We start from the raw sequence: 16,154 nt of genomic DNA, 5'->3' as shown, positions 1-16,154 counted from the left end.
GCATGTTCTGAAACAGGAAAGCCCATGCCCCTGAACGTCTCCTCTGCCTTTCCCGACCTGGGGCGCGACGCCCCTGGTGGCAAGGCCGCGCGCGCCGGCAAGGCAAAGGCTGGCGCAGGCAAGGGCGGCGCCAGGAAGGCCGGCAAGGCCTCGGCCACTTCGGGCGACAAGGCCGCCTCGCCTGCACAGCCCGCCGCCAGGCCTGCCGCCAGTCCCGCGCAGAAGGCGCTGCAGAAAATGGGCCTGGTGCGCGACATCGACCTGGCGCTGCACCTGCCGCTGCGCTATGAGGACGAGACCCGCATCACCGCGCTGCGCAATGCGCGCGAAGGCGATACGGTGCAGATCGAGGCCACGGTCACCCACAGCGAAGTGCAGCTGCGCCCTCGCCGCATGCTCAAGGTCACGGTGGACGACGGCACGGCCGAATGCGTGCTGACCTTCTTCAGCTTCTACCCTTCGCACCAGAAAACCCTGTCCGTGGGCGCGCGGCTGCGCATACGCGGCGAGGTCAAGGGCGGCTTCTGGGGACGGCAGATGCTGCACCCCGCGTTCCGCGCGGCCGGGGGGGATCTGCCCACGGCGCTCACGCCCGTCTATCCGGTGGCGGCAGGACTGCCCCAGGCCTATATCCGCCGCGCAGCGGCCACGGCCATGCTGCGGGCCGACCTCTCCGATACGCTGCCCGCAGGAGAGCACCCGCCCGTGGCCCATTTCCACGGCAACGGCGGGCTGCCGCCGCTGTTCAGCCTGCGTGACGCGCTGCAGTTCCTGCACCATCCCACGCCCGATGTGGCCCTGGCCACGCTGGAAGACCATTCGCATCCGGCCTGGCAGCGCCTGAAGGCCGAGGAACTGCTGGCCCAGCAACTGTCGCAATACGAGGCCAAGCGCGAGCGCGCGCGGCTCAGGGCGCCCGTGCTGTGCGCATTGCCCATGGACAGCGCCCAGGGACTGGCGCGCCAGTTTCTCGACCAGTTGCCCTTTGGCCTGACCGGCGCCCAGCAGCGCGTGGTGGGCGAGATCCTCGCCGACATGCAGCGCCGCATGCCCATGCACCGGCTGCTGCAGGGCGATGTGGGATCGGGCAAGACGGTGGTGGCGGCGCTGTCGGCCGTGGCCTGCATCGAGGCCGGCTGGCAGTGCGCGCTGATGGCGCCCACCGAAATCCTGGCCGAGCAGCATTTCGGCAAGCTGGTCGGCTGGCTGGAGCCGCTGCTGGCCCCGCTGGGCAAGCGCGTGGCCTGGCTGGCCGGCGCGCAGAAGAAGAAGGAGCGCACCGCCATGCTGGAGCTGGTCCGCAGCGGCGAGGCGGCCCTGGTGGTGGGCACGCATGCCGTCATCCAGGACCAGGTGGAGTTCAAGAACCTGGCGCTGGCCGTCATCGACGAGCAGCACCGCTTCGGCGTGGCCCAGCGGCTGGCGCTGCGCCAGAAACTCGCAGCCTCGGGCATGGAGCCCCATCTGCTGATGATGAGCGCCACCCCGATCCCGCGCACCCTGGCCATGAGCTACTACGCCGACCTGGATGTCTCCACCATCGACGAGCTGCCGCCGGGGCGTACGCCCATCGTCACCAAGCTCATTGCCGACAGCCGCAAGGACGAAGTCATCGAACGCATCGGCGCCCAGGTCGCCCAGGGGCGCCAGGTCTACTGGGTGTGTCCGCTGATCGAGGAAAGCGAGGCGCTGGACCTGTCCAACGCCACGGCCACCCACGCCTACCTCAGCGAGATGCTGCCCGATGTCATGGTCGGCCTGCTGCATTCGCGCATGCCCACGGCCGAGAAGAAGGCGGTGATGGAGCTGTTCTCGGCCGGCGTCATGGGCGTGCTGGTCTCCACCACCGTGATCGAAGTGGGCGTGGATGTGCCCAATGCCTCGCTCATGGTGATCGAGCATGCGGAGCGCTTTGGCCTGTCGCAGCTGCACCAGCTGCGCGGGCGCGTGGGACGGGGCGCTGCAGCTTCGGCCTGCGTGCTGCTGTATTCGGTGGGAGACAGCGGCCGCCTGGGCGAGACGGCCAAGGACCGGCTGCGTGCCATGGCCGAAACCAACGACGGCTTCGAGATCGCGCGGCGCGACCTGGAGATTCGCGGTCCGGGCGAATTCCTGGGTGCGCGCCAATCAGGCGCTCCCATGCTGCGCTTTGCCGATCTGGAGCAGGACCTGATGCTGCTCGACTGGGCCCGCGAGCTGGCGCCCCGCATGCTGGAGCAGCACCCGCAACTGGCCCAGCGGCATGTGGACCGCTGGTTGGGCGGCAAGGCCGAATTCCTCAAGGCCTGATGGGCCGGCCCCCGCTTGCGGGATGTTTCTGTTACGTATTTTTACGCGCACGGGCGCTGCCCGGTGGCGGCCTGCTCCGCAGGCCTGCAGCCCGCGCCAGGCAAGGTTTGCGTGTGCGTTGTAGCTGTCGGTAGGGAGCGCTTCATGCGGTCCTGGCGGTGACATCTGCGCGCGGCGACGGCATTGAGTATTTGTGACATTTTGGTACATTGAGTCGCAAAAAACAGGGTAGGTCCATCCGGGAGGGGATGGCCTGCCACTCCTCCCCACGCTTCCCCACGGGGAGGACGGCCGTGATCACTCTTGTGTTGTCCCATCTTTCTGAGAATGAGGAGCCGTCCACATGAATGAAGCCGTTCAAGCGAATGAACTCGTCGAGACCTCCTGGCGCATGGGCCTGGTGGCCCTGTCCTATGGCATTGCCGTGCTGGGCTCCTTCGTGGCCCTCACGGCGGCACAGCGCATTCGCGGGCGCACGGGAATCAGCTGGCTGAATCTGCTGGCGGCCGGCACGGCGCTGGGCGGCATAGGCGTGTGGTCCATGCATTTCACGGGCATGCTGGCGCTGAACCTGGGCATGGGCTCGGGCTACTCCATGGTCGAAACCCTGGTGTCCCTGGTGGCTGCCGTCGCTGCGACCTCGGTGGCGCTGGCCTTTGTCGCGCGGCGGCCCGAAAGCGGGTTGCGCGTGCTGGGCGCCGGCACCCTGCTGGGCCTGGGCGTGGCCTTCATGCATTACCTGGGCATGTACGGCATGCGCTTTCCGGGCTTCATCGTCTGGTCCGTTCCCACCGTGGTGCTGTCCGTGGCCATTGCCGTGGTGGCGGCCAGCGCCGCTCTTTGGCTGTCGTTTCGCACCGGCTCGCTGGGCATGCGGGCGCTGGCGGCTGCCGTGATGGGGGCGGCAGTATGCTCCATGCATTACACGGGCATGGCCGCAGCAGACTTTGTATGCATTTCCGAGACACAGCGGTATGCTCGGCCGCAAGGTTTTGCCGTGATCAGCGCTTTGGACCTTCCCGTCTTTACCGTGATCGTGGCCATAGGCCTGGCAGCATTGATAGGCATGGACCAGCTCATGCAGCAGCGCGGCCGGATGCGCCGGCCGCTGCACTAGGTGGATAAATGCAAAAAGCCGGCAGGTCGGGGAGCGCGCAGTGGTCATGCGTGGACGAGGACTGGCACAATCGAAATAGGACAAATCCTAGAGTCTGCACAGGAACTTTTGAGGGGAGCACCCCGGCAACCGGGCCGCAAGGCCTGGTTGCACAAAGGTTTCGGCCCAGGTTCCAGGTCTAAGACCATCGTATTTCCCGAGGTTCCCTCCCAGACACAGCTCGCCAATGACACTTACCGAACTCAAATACATCGTGGCCGTGGCACGTGAAAAGCATTTTGGCCGCGCCGCCGAAGCCTGTTATGTGTCCCAGCCCACGTTGTCCGTGGCGATCAAAAAGCTGGAGGAGGAGCTCGATGTCAAGCTCTTCGAGCGCAGCGCCGGCGAAGTGTCGGTCACGTCGCTGGGAGAGGAGATCATCCGGCAGGCGCAAAGCGTGCTGGAGCAGGCCGCCGAGATCAAGGAAATCGCCAAGCGCGGCAAGGACCCGCTGTCGGGCGTGCTCACGCTGGGCGTGATCTACACCATCGGCCCCTACCTGCTGCCCGATCTGGTGCGCAACTCCATCCTGCGCACGCCGCAGATGCCGCTGATGCTGCAGGAGAACTACACCATCAAGCTGCTGGAGATGCTGCGCACGGGCGAGATCGACTGCGCCATCGTCGCCGAGCCCTTCCCCGACACCGGCCTGGCGCTGGCGCCGCTGTATGACGAGCCCTTCATGGCTGCCGTGCCCAGCACCCATGCGCTGGCCCAGAAGGACCATGTCTCCACCAGCGATCTCAAGAACGAGACCATGCTGCTGCTGGGCTCGGGCCACTGCTTCCGCGACCATGTGCTCCAGGTCTGCCCCGAGTTCGCACGCTATGCCAGCAACGCCGAAGGCATTCGCCGCACCTTCGAAGGTTCGTCGCTGGAGACCATCAAGCACATGGTGGCCGCCGGCATGGGCGTGACCCTGGTGCCGCGCCTGTCCGTGCCCGCCGATGCGCTGGAGACCACGGCGCGCCGCCGCAAGACCGACGAGCCGCACATCCGCTACCTGCCCATCCTCGAGGACGACGGCTCGGCACCGCCCACGCGCCGCGTGGTCCTGGCCTGGCGCCGCAGCTTCACGCGCTACGAGGCCATCGCCGCCCTGCGCAACGCGGTCTACGCCTGCGCCTTGCCCGGCGTCAAACGCCTGTCCTGATGACTGCACCGCTGCGCGGGCCGTGCCTCCAGGGCCACCGCGCTTGCGTTATCGTTGCTTTCGGTCTCCGGGCGGTCTGCCCGGGGCATATTCCATCCGTACGAAGTTGAAAGGGATCCCATGGCCAAAAATGCCAGCAAAGACAAGTCCGGTGCAAAGAAGCCAGAGGCCGTGCAGGCAGCGACGGCCGATGTCGCACCGGTGTCCGTGCGCTCCAGCGCCATCCACATCGGCATCAGCGACAAGGACCGTGCCGCCATCTCCAAGGGCCTGTCGGCCCTGCTGGCCGACACCTACACGCTCTATCTGACAACGCACAACTTCCACTGGAACGTCACGGGCCCGATGTTCAACACACTGCACACCATGTTCATGGGGCAGTACACGGAACTGTGGAACGCCGTTGATCCCATCGCCGAGCGCATCCGCGCCCTGGGCCATTTCGCACCGGGCTCTTATGCCGACTTCGGCAAGCTCACCAGCCTGGCCGACGTGCCCCACGATCCGCCCAAGGCCCTGGAGATGGTGCGCATCCTGGTGGCAGGCCATGAAGCCGTGGCACGCACGGCGCGCAGCCTCTTCCCGCTGGCCGACAAAGCCAGCGACGAGCCCACGGCCGACCTGCTGACCCAGCGCCTGACCGTGCATGAGCAGACCGCCTGGATGCTGCGTGCCCTGCTTGAAGAGTGATGCTGCACATGTCCCAAGCACCTGCCACGGCCCGGGAGTGATGACCGCGCATGCTCCGGACCTGGATTGACGCACACGCCGCCACGAGCGGCCTGTGCCTGGTACTGGCCGCCTTGGGCGGCCTTTTTTTCTACCTGCGCCTGCCCGCCGCCGCGCGGCTGCGCCATGCAGGCCTGCCGATGCCACGCGCCGCATGGCAGGGCCTGGTTGCGGCGGGCCTGCTGGCCGCGCTGGCCCTGGGCGTGATGGTGCGCGACATGCTGGGCCTGGGCCAGCCCGCAGGCTGCGACTCCTGCACCGACTGGCCGGTGCTGGATGATGCCCTGCACCAGTGGCTTGCTGGCCATGCCACCGATGCCTGGGTGCGCCCCGTGGTCGCCTTCACCCAGCTGGGCCATGTGGGCTGGATGGTGTCGCTGTCTGTTGCCGTGCTGGCGCTGCTGCTGTGGCGCCGCGACTGGCTGCATGCGGCCGCCTGGGTGGTGGCCACGGCGGGAGTCGGTCTGTGGATACGCGCCATCAAGACCAGCGTGGGCCGCCCGCGCCCCGTGGGCGGCTGGGTGCCCGAGGGCGGCTTCAGCTTCCCCAGCGGCCACAGCGCCGGCACCTTCGTGCTCTATCTGATGCTGGCCTGGCTGCTGCTGCCGTACCTGCGGCCTGCCTGGCGCTGGTGCGTGGGCCTGGCGGCCCTGGCCGTTGCCCTGGGCGTGGGGGCCAGCCGCGTCGTGCTGCGCGTGCACTATGCCAGCGATGTGCTGGCTGGCTGGCTGCTGGGCCTGGCCTGGATGGCGCTGGTGATCTGTGCCGTGGAGTGGGCGCAAACCCGCGTTGCCGGCAGGCGCGGCTGAGGCGCGCCGCCGAGCCCGCCCGCCCAGCGGCGACAATGCGGGCATTTTCGAATGTGATGCGTGCGATGGTCGGCCCACGGCCGCCATCGGCGCCCAGACGCCATGCCTACCTCCTCCTCTACGCCCATGCCTGCGCCCCGGCGCAGCAAACTGTCGCTCTACCTGGACCTGGTCCGCTTCAACCGGCCGGCCGGCTGGCTGGTCCTGGTCTGGCCCACGCTGGCCGCACTGTGGGTGGCGGCGGGCGGGTTTCCGGGCTGGCATCTGCTGGTGGTCTTCGTGCTGGGCACGGTGCTGATGCGCAGCGCCGGCTGCTGCATCAATGACATCGCCGACCGCGACTTCGACCGCCACGTCAAGCGCACCACGCAGCGCCCCATCACCTCGGGACTGGTCTCGGTCAAGGAGGCCGCGCTGCTGGGCGCGGCCCTGGCCCTGGTTTCGCTGGGCCTGGTGCTGACCACCCGCTGGGAGGCCGTGGCCTGGTCCGTGCCCGCCGTGCTGTTCACCATCCTCTACCCGTTCACCAAGCGCTTCTTCGCCATGCCCCAGGCCTTCCTGGGCATTGCCTTCAACTTCGGCATCGTCATCGCCTTCGCCGCCGTGCAGGGGCAGGTGCCCGCCACGGCCTGGATTCTGTGGTTGGCCAACATGTTCCTGGTGCTGGCCTATGACACCGAATACGCCATGGTGGACCGCGACGATGACCTCAAGATCGGAATGAAGACCTCGGCCATCACCCTGGGCCGCTTCGACGTGGTGGCCGTCATGGGTTTCTTCGTGCTCTGCGGCCTGCTCACGGTCTGGGCGTTGGCACCCTTCGGCCTGGCCTGGCCTTTCTGGCTGGGCCTGGCCGTGGCCGCGGCCCAGGTGATCTGGCACTTCACCCTGATCCGCCACCGCACGCGCGAGGGCTGCTTCGTCGCCTTCAGCAAGAGCCACTGGATCGGTGCCAGCCTGTTCGCGGGCGTGGCGCTGGGGTTTGCGCTGCGCTGAGGGCTCAGCGCTGAAAAAACAAGGGAGGCCGGTGCCTCCCTTTTGCATGGAGCCTGGGGCGCGTTGCGCCGGGCTCAGCGGCCGAATTCGGCGGCCAGCTCCTTGGCCCGTGTTTCCGCCGCCCGCATGGCGGCCACGAAATGCTCGGGCACCTGCTGCGCCTGCAGGTGCGTGATGGCGGCGTGGGTGGTGCCTCCCTTGCTGGTGACGCGCTGGCGCAGCACCTCGGCGCTTTCGCTGGAGCGGGCGGCCAGCTCCGACGCGCCCTGGAAGGTGGCCACGCCCAGGCGGTAGGACTGCTCGGCCGTGAGGCCCATGTCCACGCCAGCCTGTGTCATGGCTTCGAGGAACAGGAAGACATAGGCCGGGCCCGAGCCCGACAGGGCGGTCACGGCGTCCAGGTGCGCTTCCTGGTCGACCCAGACGAACTGGCCCGTGGTGGCCACCACCTGCTCGATGGCGCTCTTGCCCGCGGCATCGACCTGGGCGCGGGCGAACAGGCCCGTCATGCCCTTGCCCACCAGGGCCGGCGTGTTGGGCATGGCGCGCACGATGCGGCCCGTGCCCAGCCACTGGGCGATGGCGTCCGTGGGAATGCCGGCGGCCACGCTCAGGTGCAGGGCCTGGGCGGTGTGCGGCGCCACGGCCTGGGCGGCTTCCTTGAAGGTCTGGGGCTTGACGGCCCAGACCACGATGCCGGCACCGTCCAGCGCGCTGGCGGCGGCCGCGGCATCGGCATGGGCCGTGATGCCGAAGTTCGTGCGCAGCGCGTCGCGTGCAGCCTCGAAGGGTTCGACGACGACGATGCGGTCTGCGGATTGGCCCTGGCCGATCAGTCCGCCAATGATGGCGCTGGCCATATTGCCGCCACCGATGAAGGCGATGACAGGGGAGGCTGTGGAAACGGTGTTCATGCTGGTGGCGGTGGAGAAGGAAAACGAAGAGTTTAGAGCGTGTTCCCACCGTGCCAGCGCATGTCCACGCCATGGCTGGCGGCCAGGTCCAGGGGCTGTGCCGGGGCGCCGGGCCGCTGGCGCAGGGTGAGCGCGCAAGGGCCCTCTCCGCGCGTGGCAAGGCGCTGGCGCAGTGCGTCGCAGGCCGCCAGTGCCTGCGCACCTTGCAGCAGCAGGTCGAACCCCGGCAATGCCAGCCGCGCGCCCTGGTTGTCCAGCTTCTCCAGCGGCAGGCCCGGGCCCAGCAGCGCCCGGTAGCGGTCCAGGCTGGCGTCCAGATCGTGCACGGCGACGGTCAGCGAGGCTACGCCCAGCGCGCCGTTGGGATGCTCGCGCACGCTGCCTTCGGGCACGCGCAGCGCGCGCGGCGTGACGTCGCCGCACAGGAAGGGCAGGTCGGGCGTGGCGTGGCGCGCCGTCTGCCACAGCAGTTGCGCGCCGTCGGGGCGTACGCGGCCTCCATCCACGGGGCCGACCAGGGTGTCCAGCCCCCGCCCGCGCGCCTCGGCCAGGGCCTGGGAGGTGCTGCCGGGCAGCAGGGCGAAGTCCACCAGCCCCTCGCCATGGTCGCGCAGCGTGCAGTACCAGCGCTCTTCGGGCGCCGGGGAGGTCCAGGCAATGATCTCCAGGTAGGCGCCATCGGCAAAGACGACCAGCGCGTTGTGCGAGGTGCGGCCCGGATGGCGGCCGCCGATGACGACCTGGAAGCCCAGCGCGCGGTAGTCCGCCACGGCGGCCTCGAGGTCCTGCACGGCGATGACGATGTGGTCCAGCGGAAGTGCCATGAATGCTCCTGTGTTGTAAGGGGGTACCGTCCGGATTCTCAGTCTTCGAGCTGGATCTTGTTGTCCCGCACGAAGCGGCCCCAGCGCTCATATTCCTGGCGCACCCAGCGGTCGAGGGCGGGTCCGTCCGTGGCCATGACTTCGAAGCCCGACTGCATGAGCTTGCTGCGGATGTCGGGCGTGTTCAGCGTGGCCTGGAAGTCTTCGGTGAGCTTGTGCACCGTGGCGGCCGGCGTGGCGGAAGGCGCGAAGACGCCGATCCACGAATAGGCCTCGAAGCCCGCAAAGCCCGATTCGGCCACGGTGGGCACGTCGGGCAGCTCGGGCAGGCGCTTGAGGCCGGTCACCGCCAGCGGCTTGATCTTGCCCGCCGAAATCTGGCCGCGCAGCGCCGCGTAGCTGAGCAGGGTGAGGTCGGACACATTGCCGAGCACGGCCTGCACGGCCGGGCCGCCGCCGCCGTAGGGCACGTGCAGCACGTAGGTGCCCGAGCGGCGCTTGATGTCTTCCATCACCAGGTGGTTCATGGACCCCAGGCCGGTCGATGCGTAGCTGTATTTGCCCGGGTTGCGGCGCGCCAGCTCCAGGAAGCCGGTCAGGTCCTTGGCGGGCACCGAGGCCGAAGCGCCGATCACCAGCGGAAAGCGAAGCGCCAGCGACACGCCCGTGAAGTCCTTGAAGGTGTCGTAGGGCAGCCGGGACTTGGCGATGGGATTGATGGCATGGGTGTCGAAGCTGAACAGCAGGGTGTTGCCGTCCGGGGCCGACTTGGCCACGTACTGGGTGGCGATCTGGCTGGCGGCGCCGGGGCGGTTCTCGACGATCACCGACCGCCCGCTCACCTCGCCTAGGCGCGGCTGCAGTATGCGCGCGGCGATGTCGGTGCTGCCCCCTGGCGGGAAGGTGATGACTAGCTTGAGCGGGGCGGCACCCTGCGCGAACGCCGTGCCCGCCGGCCCCAGCAGGGATGCGGCGGCCATGGCCAGCAGCAGCTGGCGGCGGTAAAGGTGGCGTGAAGGGCTGCGTGTAGGGCTGCGTGAAGGGCGGCAGGGCATGGAAACTCCTTTTCAAGCGCATTGACGGGCAGAGGGGAGAGGGGGTCTGTGCGTGGGGCCTGGCGTCAACCCATCCATTGGCTCACCGGCACGGCCGTGTCCTGGAGCTCTTGCGAGATCACATCCACCAGCGCCGGGCCGTCGTGCATCAGCGCAGCCTTGAGCGCGGCTTCGAGGTCTGCCGGGTCCTCCACGCGCCATGCCTTGACGCCGAAGGCCTCGGCCACGCGGGCATGGTGGGTGCGGTTGAAGTCGACGGAGAAGTAGCGTTCATCGTAGCCGGACTTCTGGCTGGCCTTGATCCAGCCGAACACGCTGTTGGAGAACACGATCATCTTCAGCGGCACGTTGCGGCGCACGATGGTTTCCAGCTCGCCGCAGGTGAAGCCGAAACTGCCGTCGCCCATGACCGCGACGACCACGGAATCGGGCTGGCCGATGGCTGCGCCAAAGCCGGCGGACATGGCAAAGCCCAGCGCCCCGTGCGCGCGGTTGGTGATGAAGTGCCGGCCGGCCTGGGGCGCGTCGAAATAGGCCGTGAAGTAGGGACAGGGCGTGCCGGGGTCGGCCACCACGATGGCGCGCGCGGGCAGCAGGCGGTTGAGCGTGTCCACCACGCGCTCGGGCTTGATGGGGCGCTCCAGCGAGGCGGCCAGCGGCGCGAAGAAGGCCTGCTTGGCGGCGCGCGCGGTGGCCGCCAGCGCGGCGCCGTCCGCGGCATCGGCGGGGCGGCGGGCGATGCGCTGCTGCACGGCCGCGTGCAGCGCCTGCAGGCCCAGCAGGGCGTCGCCCACCAGGGCCACGTCGGTGCGGTAGTTGGTGCCTATGGTCATGGCGTCCACGTCCAGATGGACGATGGTCACCTTGCGCGAGGGCATCTGCCAGTGCTCGGTGGTAGTGGAGCCGGCGCGTGCGCCGATGAACATCACCAGATCGGCCTGCGCCACCACGGCGCGCGTGGCCTCGACGCCGCCATTGGTGCCCACCACGCCGGCATTGAGCGGATGGCTGCCGGCAAGACTGCCCTGGCCGCTGACGCTGGAGCACACGGGCGCGTTGAGCAGGGTGGCCAGCGCATCCAGCGCGGCGCTGGCGCCCGCGATCAGCACGCCGCCGCCGCAGATCAGCACGGGGCAGCGTGCCGCCACCAGGCGGTCGGCAGCCTCGGCCACGGCTGCCGGATCGGGCGTGGACCGGTAGGCCGGATAGTGGCCATGCCCTGGCTGGGCCCAGACATCGGCCGGATCCAGCGCGTGCTTTTGCACGTCATAGGGCAGGCAGATATGGGTGGCGCCCGGCCGGCCCGTGGTCATGGCGCGAAAGGCGCTGCGCACGGCATGCGGAATCTGGTCCACGCGGTCGATGGTGGTATTCCACTTGGTCAGCGGCCTGTACAGCGCCTGCTGGTCCAGTTCGGTCAGCGGGAACTTGCCGCGTGCGCCCACGGAGACGTCCGAGGTGATGCCCAGCACGGGCACCGAGGATTCGTTGGCCTCGGCCAGGCCGGGCAGCAGGTAGGTGGCGCCGCCGCCGCTGGGGCCTTCGCACACGCCCACCTTGCCGGTGACGCGCGCATAGGCGTCGGCCATGTAGCCGGCGCTGCGCTCGTCCCGCGTCAGGATGTGGTCCATGCCGTGGTCCAGCCGCGCCATGGCGTCGTAGAAGGGCAGGCTGGTGTCGCCGCACAGGCCGAAGATGTGCTTGACGCCGTTGAGCTGCAGCATGCGGACCATGGCGTCGGCGCCATTGAAAGCGGTGGTCATGTCGGGAGTCTCCGGGCAGGTTGGATGAGGGGTTTTTAAGAATCCATTTCAGTATACTTAAAAGTATCCAAAGCGCCAGAGGGCACAATGGCGCCATGAAAATCTCCAACATCCGCCATGAACGGGGCTCCAGCGTCTACAGCACGCTGCGTGACATGGCCATTTCCTACGAGTTCAAACCGGGCGAGCGCCTGAGCGAGAGCGAACTGGCGCTGCGCCTGGGCGTGAGCCGCACGCCCGTGCGCGAGGCACTGACGCGGCTGGTGGCCGACGGTTTTCTGCTGCCCGCCAGCCGCGGCTACATGCGGCGCGAGCTGGACGTGAAGGAGTCACTGGACCTGTACGAGGCCCGCGTGGCCGTGGAGCGCGAATGCGTGCGCTTGGCCGTGGAGCGCGCCACCGATGCCCAGATCGACGAGGCGCGGGCCTATCTGGAGCAGAGCCAGCGCGTGGCCTCCGACACGCCGGTGCGGCAGCTGGTGGACCTGGACGAGGGCTTTCACCTGCGCATTGCCGACATGGCTGGCAATGCCGAGCTGCGGCGCATGCTGGTGAGCCTGAACGAGCGCATCCGCTTCATCCGGTGGATCGACATGGAGAACGTGGGGCGCGCCTCCACCCAGCACGAGCACCTGGAAATCCTGCAGGCCTTGAGCGACCGCGACGCCCAGGCCAGCGAGCGCCTGATGGCCGAGCACATCGGCCTGCGGCGCGAGCAGATCGTGGAGGCGATTGCGCGCGGTCTGACGCGCATCTACCTGCCGCAGGAGCAGGTGCAGGCCACGCCCTGAAGCGCCTTCAGGGGGCGCAGGGCGTCGAGGGCCGGTAGGCGGTGACCAGGATCTGGTTGGCCTGCGCCGGGTTGAAGTTGTCGTCGCTGGCGAACACCAGCACGCGCGTGCCATCGGGCAGCGGCGGGCCCCAGGACATGGCCTCCATGTTGTCCAGCCGCCCGCGCTGAACCGTGGACAGGTCCGCAATCAGCTGCTTGGCTGCCACCTGCGGCGGGTTGCGCATGAAGCTGTCCATGGCCAGCGTATCGGGCGCTTGCAGGCCGATGCGGTACAGCCGCGCGCCAAAGCCGTGGCCCGGGCTGTAGGAGCGCTCCAGTACCAGCAGATGGTCGGGACCGTCCGGCAGGATTTCGCTGATGCCGTTGACCTCGCGCTGGGGCAGGGCCCAGCTGGCGGCCGGCACGGCATCGGGCTGGTAGGCGATCTGGCGCAGCAGCCGGCCGTCGTCCAGGCTGACCAGGCTGATGCGCACGGGCGCGCCTGCCGTGGCGGCGCTGGCGCGCGGGCCGTCCTGGCGCAGCGGCGCCTCCAGGGCCAGCCAGGCCTGCTGTCCGTCCGGCGTGACGGCCAGCCCCTCGAAGCCGAAGTTCGAGCGCAGGCCCGGCCTGCCGTCCTTGTCCTTGAATGCGTAGAACCACCGCGCGATCTGGCGGCCCGTGGCGTCGGTCCTCACCAGCGAGGTGCCAAAGCCCCGGCCCGGGTCGCCTTCGTCGGTCCACAGCAGGCCGCCGTCCGGCAGCAGGCGGATGGCTTCGGGGTCGGGCACGGGCTGGGTGGCGGGCGCGGCATGGCGCGGGCGCAGCCAGCGGCCCTCGGCATCCCGCAGCGGGTGCACTTCGGTGACCTGCGCCTGCCAGGGGTTGGGGCCGGCGCGCTGGCCGGCGTCCAGCGGCTCTATGCGCAGGCGCATCCAGCGCGCGGGGCCGCGGGCCGAGCGGTCATCGCTGATGGCCACGTAGTCGCCGCGCTGCGCGTCGTAGTCCAGGCCCGAGATGCCGCCTGTGATGGCGCCGTCGATGGGCTCGTCCCGCGCAAGGGTGGTGCTGCCCAGCCATTGCAGGCGTGCGCAGGCGGTGGGCTGCGGGACCAGCAGCGCCTGCGGTGGCGCGGCACAGCCTGCCAGCCACAGGCCGCAAGCAACCAGGCTGGCAAGCCGGTGCAAGACAGTCAGCCTCAGGCCGCCAGCGCGGTCTGGGCCACCGCATGCTCCCAGCGTGCCATCAGCTCGTCGGCGCGGTGCTTGTCCAGCGTGGGCACGAAGCGGCGCTCGGCCTTCCACAGCGCCGACAGTTCCTCGGTGCTCTGGTAGATGCCCGAGGACAGGCCCGCCAGGTAGGCCGCGCCCAGGGCCGTGGTCTCCACGCAGGCCGGGCGCACTACGGGAATGCCCAGCAGGTCGGCCTGGAACTGCATGAGCAGGTTGTTGACGCAGGCGCCGCCGTCCACGCGCAGTTCGCTCACCGGCGCGCCGCCGCTGGCCACCGCGTCGCGGCTCATGGCCAGCAGCAGGGCGGCGCTCTGGAAGGCGATGGATTCCAGCGCGGCCCGCGCGATGTGGGCGATGGTGGTGCCGCGCGTCAGGCCCGTGATGGTGCCGCGCGCATCGGGCTTCCAGTAGGGGGCGCCCAGTCCGGTGAAGGCCGGCACCATCATCACGCCGCCCGAGTCGGGCACGCTCTCGGCCAGTTGCTGCACCTGGCCGCTGTGCTCGATGGCGCGCAGCCCGTCGCGCAGCCACTGGACCACGGCGCCGCCCACGAAGACGCTGCCTTCCAGCGCATAGGCCGGCGCAGCGCTGGGCTGTGCCGCAGCGGTGGTCAGCAGGCCGTTGGCAGAGGTCTGGAACACGCCGCCTGTGTGCATGAGCATGAAGCAGCCCGTGCCATAGGTGTTCTTGGCCATGCCGGCGGAAAAGCAGGCCTGGCCGAAGAGGGCGCTTTGCTGGTCGCCGGCCACGCCGCCGATGGCGATCTCGCCGCCCAGCACCTCGGCTGCCGTGCGGCCGAAATCGGCGGCGGAAGGCAGCACCTCGGGCATCAGCGCGCGCGGAATCTCCAGCAGCGCCAGCAGATCGTCGTCCCACTGGTTGGTGTGGACGTTGAACAGCATGGTGCGGCTGGCGTTGGAGACATCGGTCACATGGCGGCGTCCGCCCGTGAGCTGCCAGATCAGCCAGCTGTCCACGGTGCCGAAGGCCAGTTCGCCGCGCTCGGCGGCGGCGCGTGCGCCATTGACGTTGTCCAGGATCCAGCGCAGCTTGGTGCCCGAGAAATAGGCGTCGATCAGCAGGCCGGTCTTGCGCTGGATGGTGTCGGCATGGCCGGCCTCGCGCAGCTGGGCGCACAGCGGCTCGGCGCGGCGGTCCTGCCAGACGATGGCGTGGTGCAGGGGTTGGCCCGTGGCGCGGTTCCAGACCACGGTGGTCTCGCGCTGGTTGGTGATGCCCAGGGCGCGGATGTCGGCCGCCGCCAGCCCGGCCTTGGCCAGGGCCTCGCGCGCCGTGGCCAGCTGGGTGCGCCAGATCTCGCGCGGATCGTGCTCCACCCAGCCGGGGCGGGGATAGATCTGCGGCAGCTCCAGCTGGGCAGAGGCCACGATGCGGCCCTGGGTGTCGAAGACGATGCTGCGCGAGCTGGAGGTGCCCTGGTCCAGGGCAAGCAGATAGGTCATGGTGCGGTATCCAGGAAAAGCAGGGCCGGTGCGCGTGTCCTGTGCGGGCGGTGGCGCAGCGGCTGCGGAAAACTTATTGCGCCACCACGCATTGCACTTCGGCTTCGCGCAGAAGGGCATCGAACGGAGCGGGGGGCGCGGTATCGGTGAACAGGCGGTCGATCTGGTCCAGGCGTGCCAGCTCCACCATGGCCTGGCGGTGGAACTTGCTGTGGTCGGCGGCCAGCCAGACCTCGCGCGACTGGGCAATGATGGTCTGGGCCACCTTGACCTCGCGCATGTCGAAGTCGCGCAGGCTGCCATCGGGCTCGATGGCCGAGATGCCGATCAGGGCGATGTCCACCTTGAACTGGCGTATGAAGTCCACGGCCGCCTCGCCCACGATGCCCCGGTCGCGCGTGCGCACCACGCCGCCGGCCACGATGACTTCGCAGTCCGCGTTGGAGCTGAGGATGGCCGCCACGTTGAGGTTGTTGGTGATCACGCGCAGGCCCCGGTGCTTGAGCAGGGCCTGGGCCACGGCCTCGGTGGTGGTGCCGATGTTCAGGATCAGCGAGCAGCCGTTGGGAATGGCCTCGGCCACGGCGCGCGCAATGCGCGACTTGCCTTCGGCATGCAGCACCTGGCGCTGGGGGTGGCCCAGGTTCTCGACCGTGGCGCTGGGCACGCGCACGCCGCCGTGAAAGCGCACCATCAGCCCGGCATCTGCCAGCTTCTGAATGTCGCGGCGCACGGTCTGAAGCGTCACGCCCAGGATCTCGGCCAGCTGCTCCACCGTGGTGGACTGGCGGCTGCGGACTTCGTCCAGCAGCTGTAGTTGGCGGGGGTTGGTGTTCACGGCAAATCCATCGGAGGGGCGATCTGGGGGACGGGTGGATGGTCGGGCAGTCAATCGGGCCGGGCGACGGGTTTATAGCGCATTTGACGCGGCCAGCCGTGGGCTGGGGAACTTTAAAACGAAGAAAAAGGAACAGCACCTAGGGTATGTGTTGATGGGCTGCG

General features: G+C 68.9%; 14 protein-coding genes. 7 read left to right on the top strand and 7 right to left on the bottom strand.

Annotated features, from left to right (window positions below; translation table 11 throughout):
* Positions 1-24 precede the first annotated feature (24 nt).
* The 6 genes from recG to ubiA all read left to right on the top strand — a co-directional run bounded on the left by recG (position 25) and on the right by ubiA (position 7,132).
* The gene (gene recG, locus ACRSCF_RS28060) at positions 25-2,289 is read left to right on the top strand and encodes an ATP-dependent DNA helicase RecG (RefSeq protein WP_244387606.1); all 2,265 of its coding nucleotides are present in this window, start codon (positions 25-27) and stop codon (positions 2,287-2,289) included.
* A 343-nt stretch (positions 2,290-2,632) separates the two neighbouring features.
* Positions 2,633-3,406: an MHYT domain-containing protein gene (locus ACRSCF_RS28055; protein ID WP_016449153.1), complete on the top strand. Its 774-nt coding sequence runs from the start codon at positions 2,633-2,635 to the stop codon at positions 3,404-3,406.
* Between the two features lie 226 nt (positions 3,407-3,632).
* Positions 3,633-4,598, top strand: a complete 966-nt coding sequence (locus ACRSCF_RS28050; protein ID WP_016449154.1) for a LysR substrate-binding domain-containing protein — start codon at positions 3,633-3,635, stop codon at positions 4,596-4,598.
* 120 nt (positions 4,599-4,718) lie between these two features.
* A complete protein-coding gene (locus ACRSCF_RS28045; protein ID WP_034363476.1) occupies positions 4,719-5,288 on the top strand; it encodes a Dps family protein in 570 nt (189 codons plus the stop codon).
* A gap of 50 nt (positions 5,289-5,338) precedes the next feature.
* A complete protein-coding gene (locus ACRSCF_RS28040) occupies positions 5,339-6,136 on the top strand; it encodes a phosphatase PAP2 family protein (RefSeq protein ID WP_016449156.1) in 798 nt (265 codons plus the stop codon).
* 126 nt (positions 6,137-6,262) lie between these two features.
* Positions 6,263-7,132, top strand: a complete 870-nt coding sequence (gene ubiA, locus ACRSCF_RS28035; RefSeq protein WP_016449157.1) for a 4-hydroxybenzoate octaprenyltransferase — start codon at positions 6,263-6,265, stop codon at positions 7,130-7,132.
* A 74-nt stretch (positions 7,133-7,206) separates the two neighbouring features.
* Here ubiA and proC read toward each other — a convergent pair whose 3' ends face one another.
* From proC to ACRSCF_RS28015, 4 genes are all read right to left on the bottom strand, one after another.
* Positions 7,207-8,046: a pyrroline-5-carboxylate reductase gene (gene proC, locus ACRSCF_RS28030; protein ID WP_016449158.1), complete on the bottom strand. Its 840-nt coding sequence runs from the start codon at positions 8,044-8,046 to the stop codon at positions 7,207-7,209.
* A 32-nt stretch (positions 8,047-8,078) separates the two neighbouring features.
* Positions 8,079-8,870: a VOC family protein gene (locus ACRSCF_RS28025; RefSeq protein WP_034363478.1), complete on the bottom strand. Its 792-nt coding sequence runs from the start codon at positions 8,868-8,870 to the stop codon at positions 8,079-8,081.
* 38 nt (positions 8,871-8,908) lie between these two features.
* Positions 8,909-9,925 carry a tripartite tricarboxylate transporter substrate binding protein gene (locus ACRSCF_RS28020; protein WP_244387605.1) on the bottom strand — a complete coding sequence of 339 codons (1,017 nt, stop codon included), beginning with the start codon at positions 9,923-9,925 and terminating at the stop codon, positions 8,909-8,911.
* Positions 9,926-9,990: 65 nt separating this feature from the next.
* Positions 9,991-11,688, bottom strand: a complete 1,698-nt coding sequence (locus ACRSCF_RS28015) for a thiamine pyrophosphate-binding protein (RefSeq protein ID WP_209799254.1) — start codon at positions 11,686-11,688, stop codon at positions 9,991-9,993.
* Between the two features lie 95 nt (positions 11,689-11,783).
* Between ACRSCF_RS28015 and ACRSCF_RS28010 the strand changes: the two genes are divergently transcribed.
* Complete coding sequence (locus tag ACRSCF_RS28010; protein WP_016449162.1) at positions 11,784-12,479, top strand: GntR family transcriptional regulator; 696 nt, start codon at positions 11,784-11,786, stop codon at positions 12,477-12,479.
* Between the two features lie 7 nt (positions 12,480-12,486).
* Here the strand turns inward: ACRSCF_RS28010 and ACRSCF_RS28005 are convergent, their stop codons facing one another.
* The 3 genes from ACRSCF_RS28005 to ACRSCF_RS27995 all read right to left on the bottom strand — a co-directional run bounded on the left by ACRSCF_RS28005 (position 12,487) and on the right by ACRSCF_RS27995 (position 15,990).
* Entirely contained in the window at positions 12,487-13,644 is a 1,158-nt protein-coding gene (locus tag ACRSCF_RS28005; RefSeq protein ID WP_244387604.1) for an esterase-like activity of phytase family protein, read from the bottom strand.
* Between the two features lie 11 nt (positions 13,645-13,655).
* Positions 13,656-15,152 (bottom strand): glycerol kinase GlpK, encoded by a 1,497-nt coding sequence (gene glpK / locus ACRSCF_RS28000; RefSeq protein WP_061287254.1) that lies wholly within the window; start codon positions 15,150-15,152, stop codon positions 13,656-13,658.
* Between the two features lie 73 nt (positions 15,153-15,225).
* Positions 15,226-15,990, bottom strand: a complete 765-nt coding sequence (locus tag ACRSCF_RS27995; RefSeq protein ID WP_016452008.1) for a DeoR/GlpR family DNA-binding transcription regulator — start codon at positions 15,988-15,990, stop codon at positions 15,226-15,228.
* Positions 15,991-16,154 lie beyond the last annotated feature (164 nt).

The sequence above is a fragment of the Delftia sp. 11MD genome (assembly GCF_050907895.1).
Taxonomy (GTDB): Bacteria; Pseudomonadota; Gammaproteobacteria; order Burkholderiales; family Burkholderiaceae_C; genus Comamonas; species Comamonas tsuruhatensis.
This window is presented reverse-complemented; position numbering and strand designations above follow the sequence as displayed.

Excerpts from the sequence above, each read along its gene's own strand:
- recG (WP_244387606.1), top strand. The coding sequence starts at position 25 with ATGCCCCTGAACGTCTCCTCTGCCTTTCCCGACCTGGGGCGCGACGCC.
- ACRSCF_RS28055 (WP_016449153.1), top strand. The coding sequence starts at position 2,633 with ATGAATGAAGCCGTTCAAGCGAATGAACTCGTCGAGACCTCCTGGCGC.
- ACRSCF_RS28050 (WP_016449154.1), top strand. The coding sequence starts at position 3,633 with ATGACACTTACCGAACTCAAATACATCGTGGCCGTGGCACGTGAAAAG.
- ACRSCF_RS28045 (WP_034363476.1), top strand. The coding sequence starts at position 4,719 with ATGGCCAAAAATGCCAGCAAAGACAAGTCCGGTGCAAAGAAGCCAGAG.
- ACRSCF_RS28040 (WP_016449156.1), top strand. The coding sequence starts at position 5,339 with ATGCTCCGGACCTGGATTGACGCACACGCCGCCACGAGCGGCCTGTGC.
- ubiA (WP_016449157.1), top strand. The coding sequence starts at position 6,263 with ATGCCTGCGCCCCGGCGCAGCAAACTGTCGCTCTACCTGGACCTGGTC.
- proC (WP_016449158.1), bottom strand. The coding sequence starts at position 8,046 with ATGAACACCGTTTCCACAGCCTCCCCTGTCATCGCCTTCATCGGTGGC.
- ACRSCF_RS28025 (WP_034363478.1), bottom strand. The coding sequence starts at position 8,870 with ATGGCACTTCCGCTGGACCACATCGTCATCGCCGTGCAGGACCTCGAG.
- ACRSCF_RS28020 (WP_244387605.1), bottom strand. The coding sequence starts at position 9,925 with ATGCCCTGCCGCCCTTCACGCAGCCCTACACGCAGCCCTTCACGCCAC.
- ACRSCF_RS28015 (WP_209799254.1), bottom strand. The coding sequence starts at position 11,688 with ATGACCACCGCTTTCAATGGCGCCGACGCCATGGTCCGCATGCTGCAG.
- ACRSCF_RS28010 (WP_016449162.1), top strand. The coding sequence starts at position 11,784 with ATGAAAATCTCCAACATCCGCCATGAACGGGGCTCCAGCGTCTACAGC.
- glpK (WP_061287254.1), bottom strand. The coding sequence starts at position 15,152 with ATGACCTATCTGCTTGCCCTGGACCAGGGCACCTCCAGCTCGCGCAGC.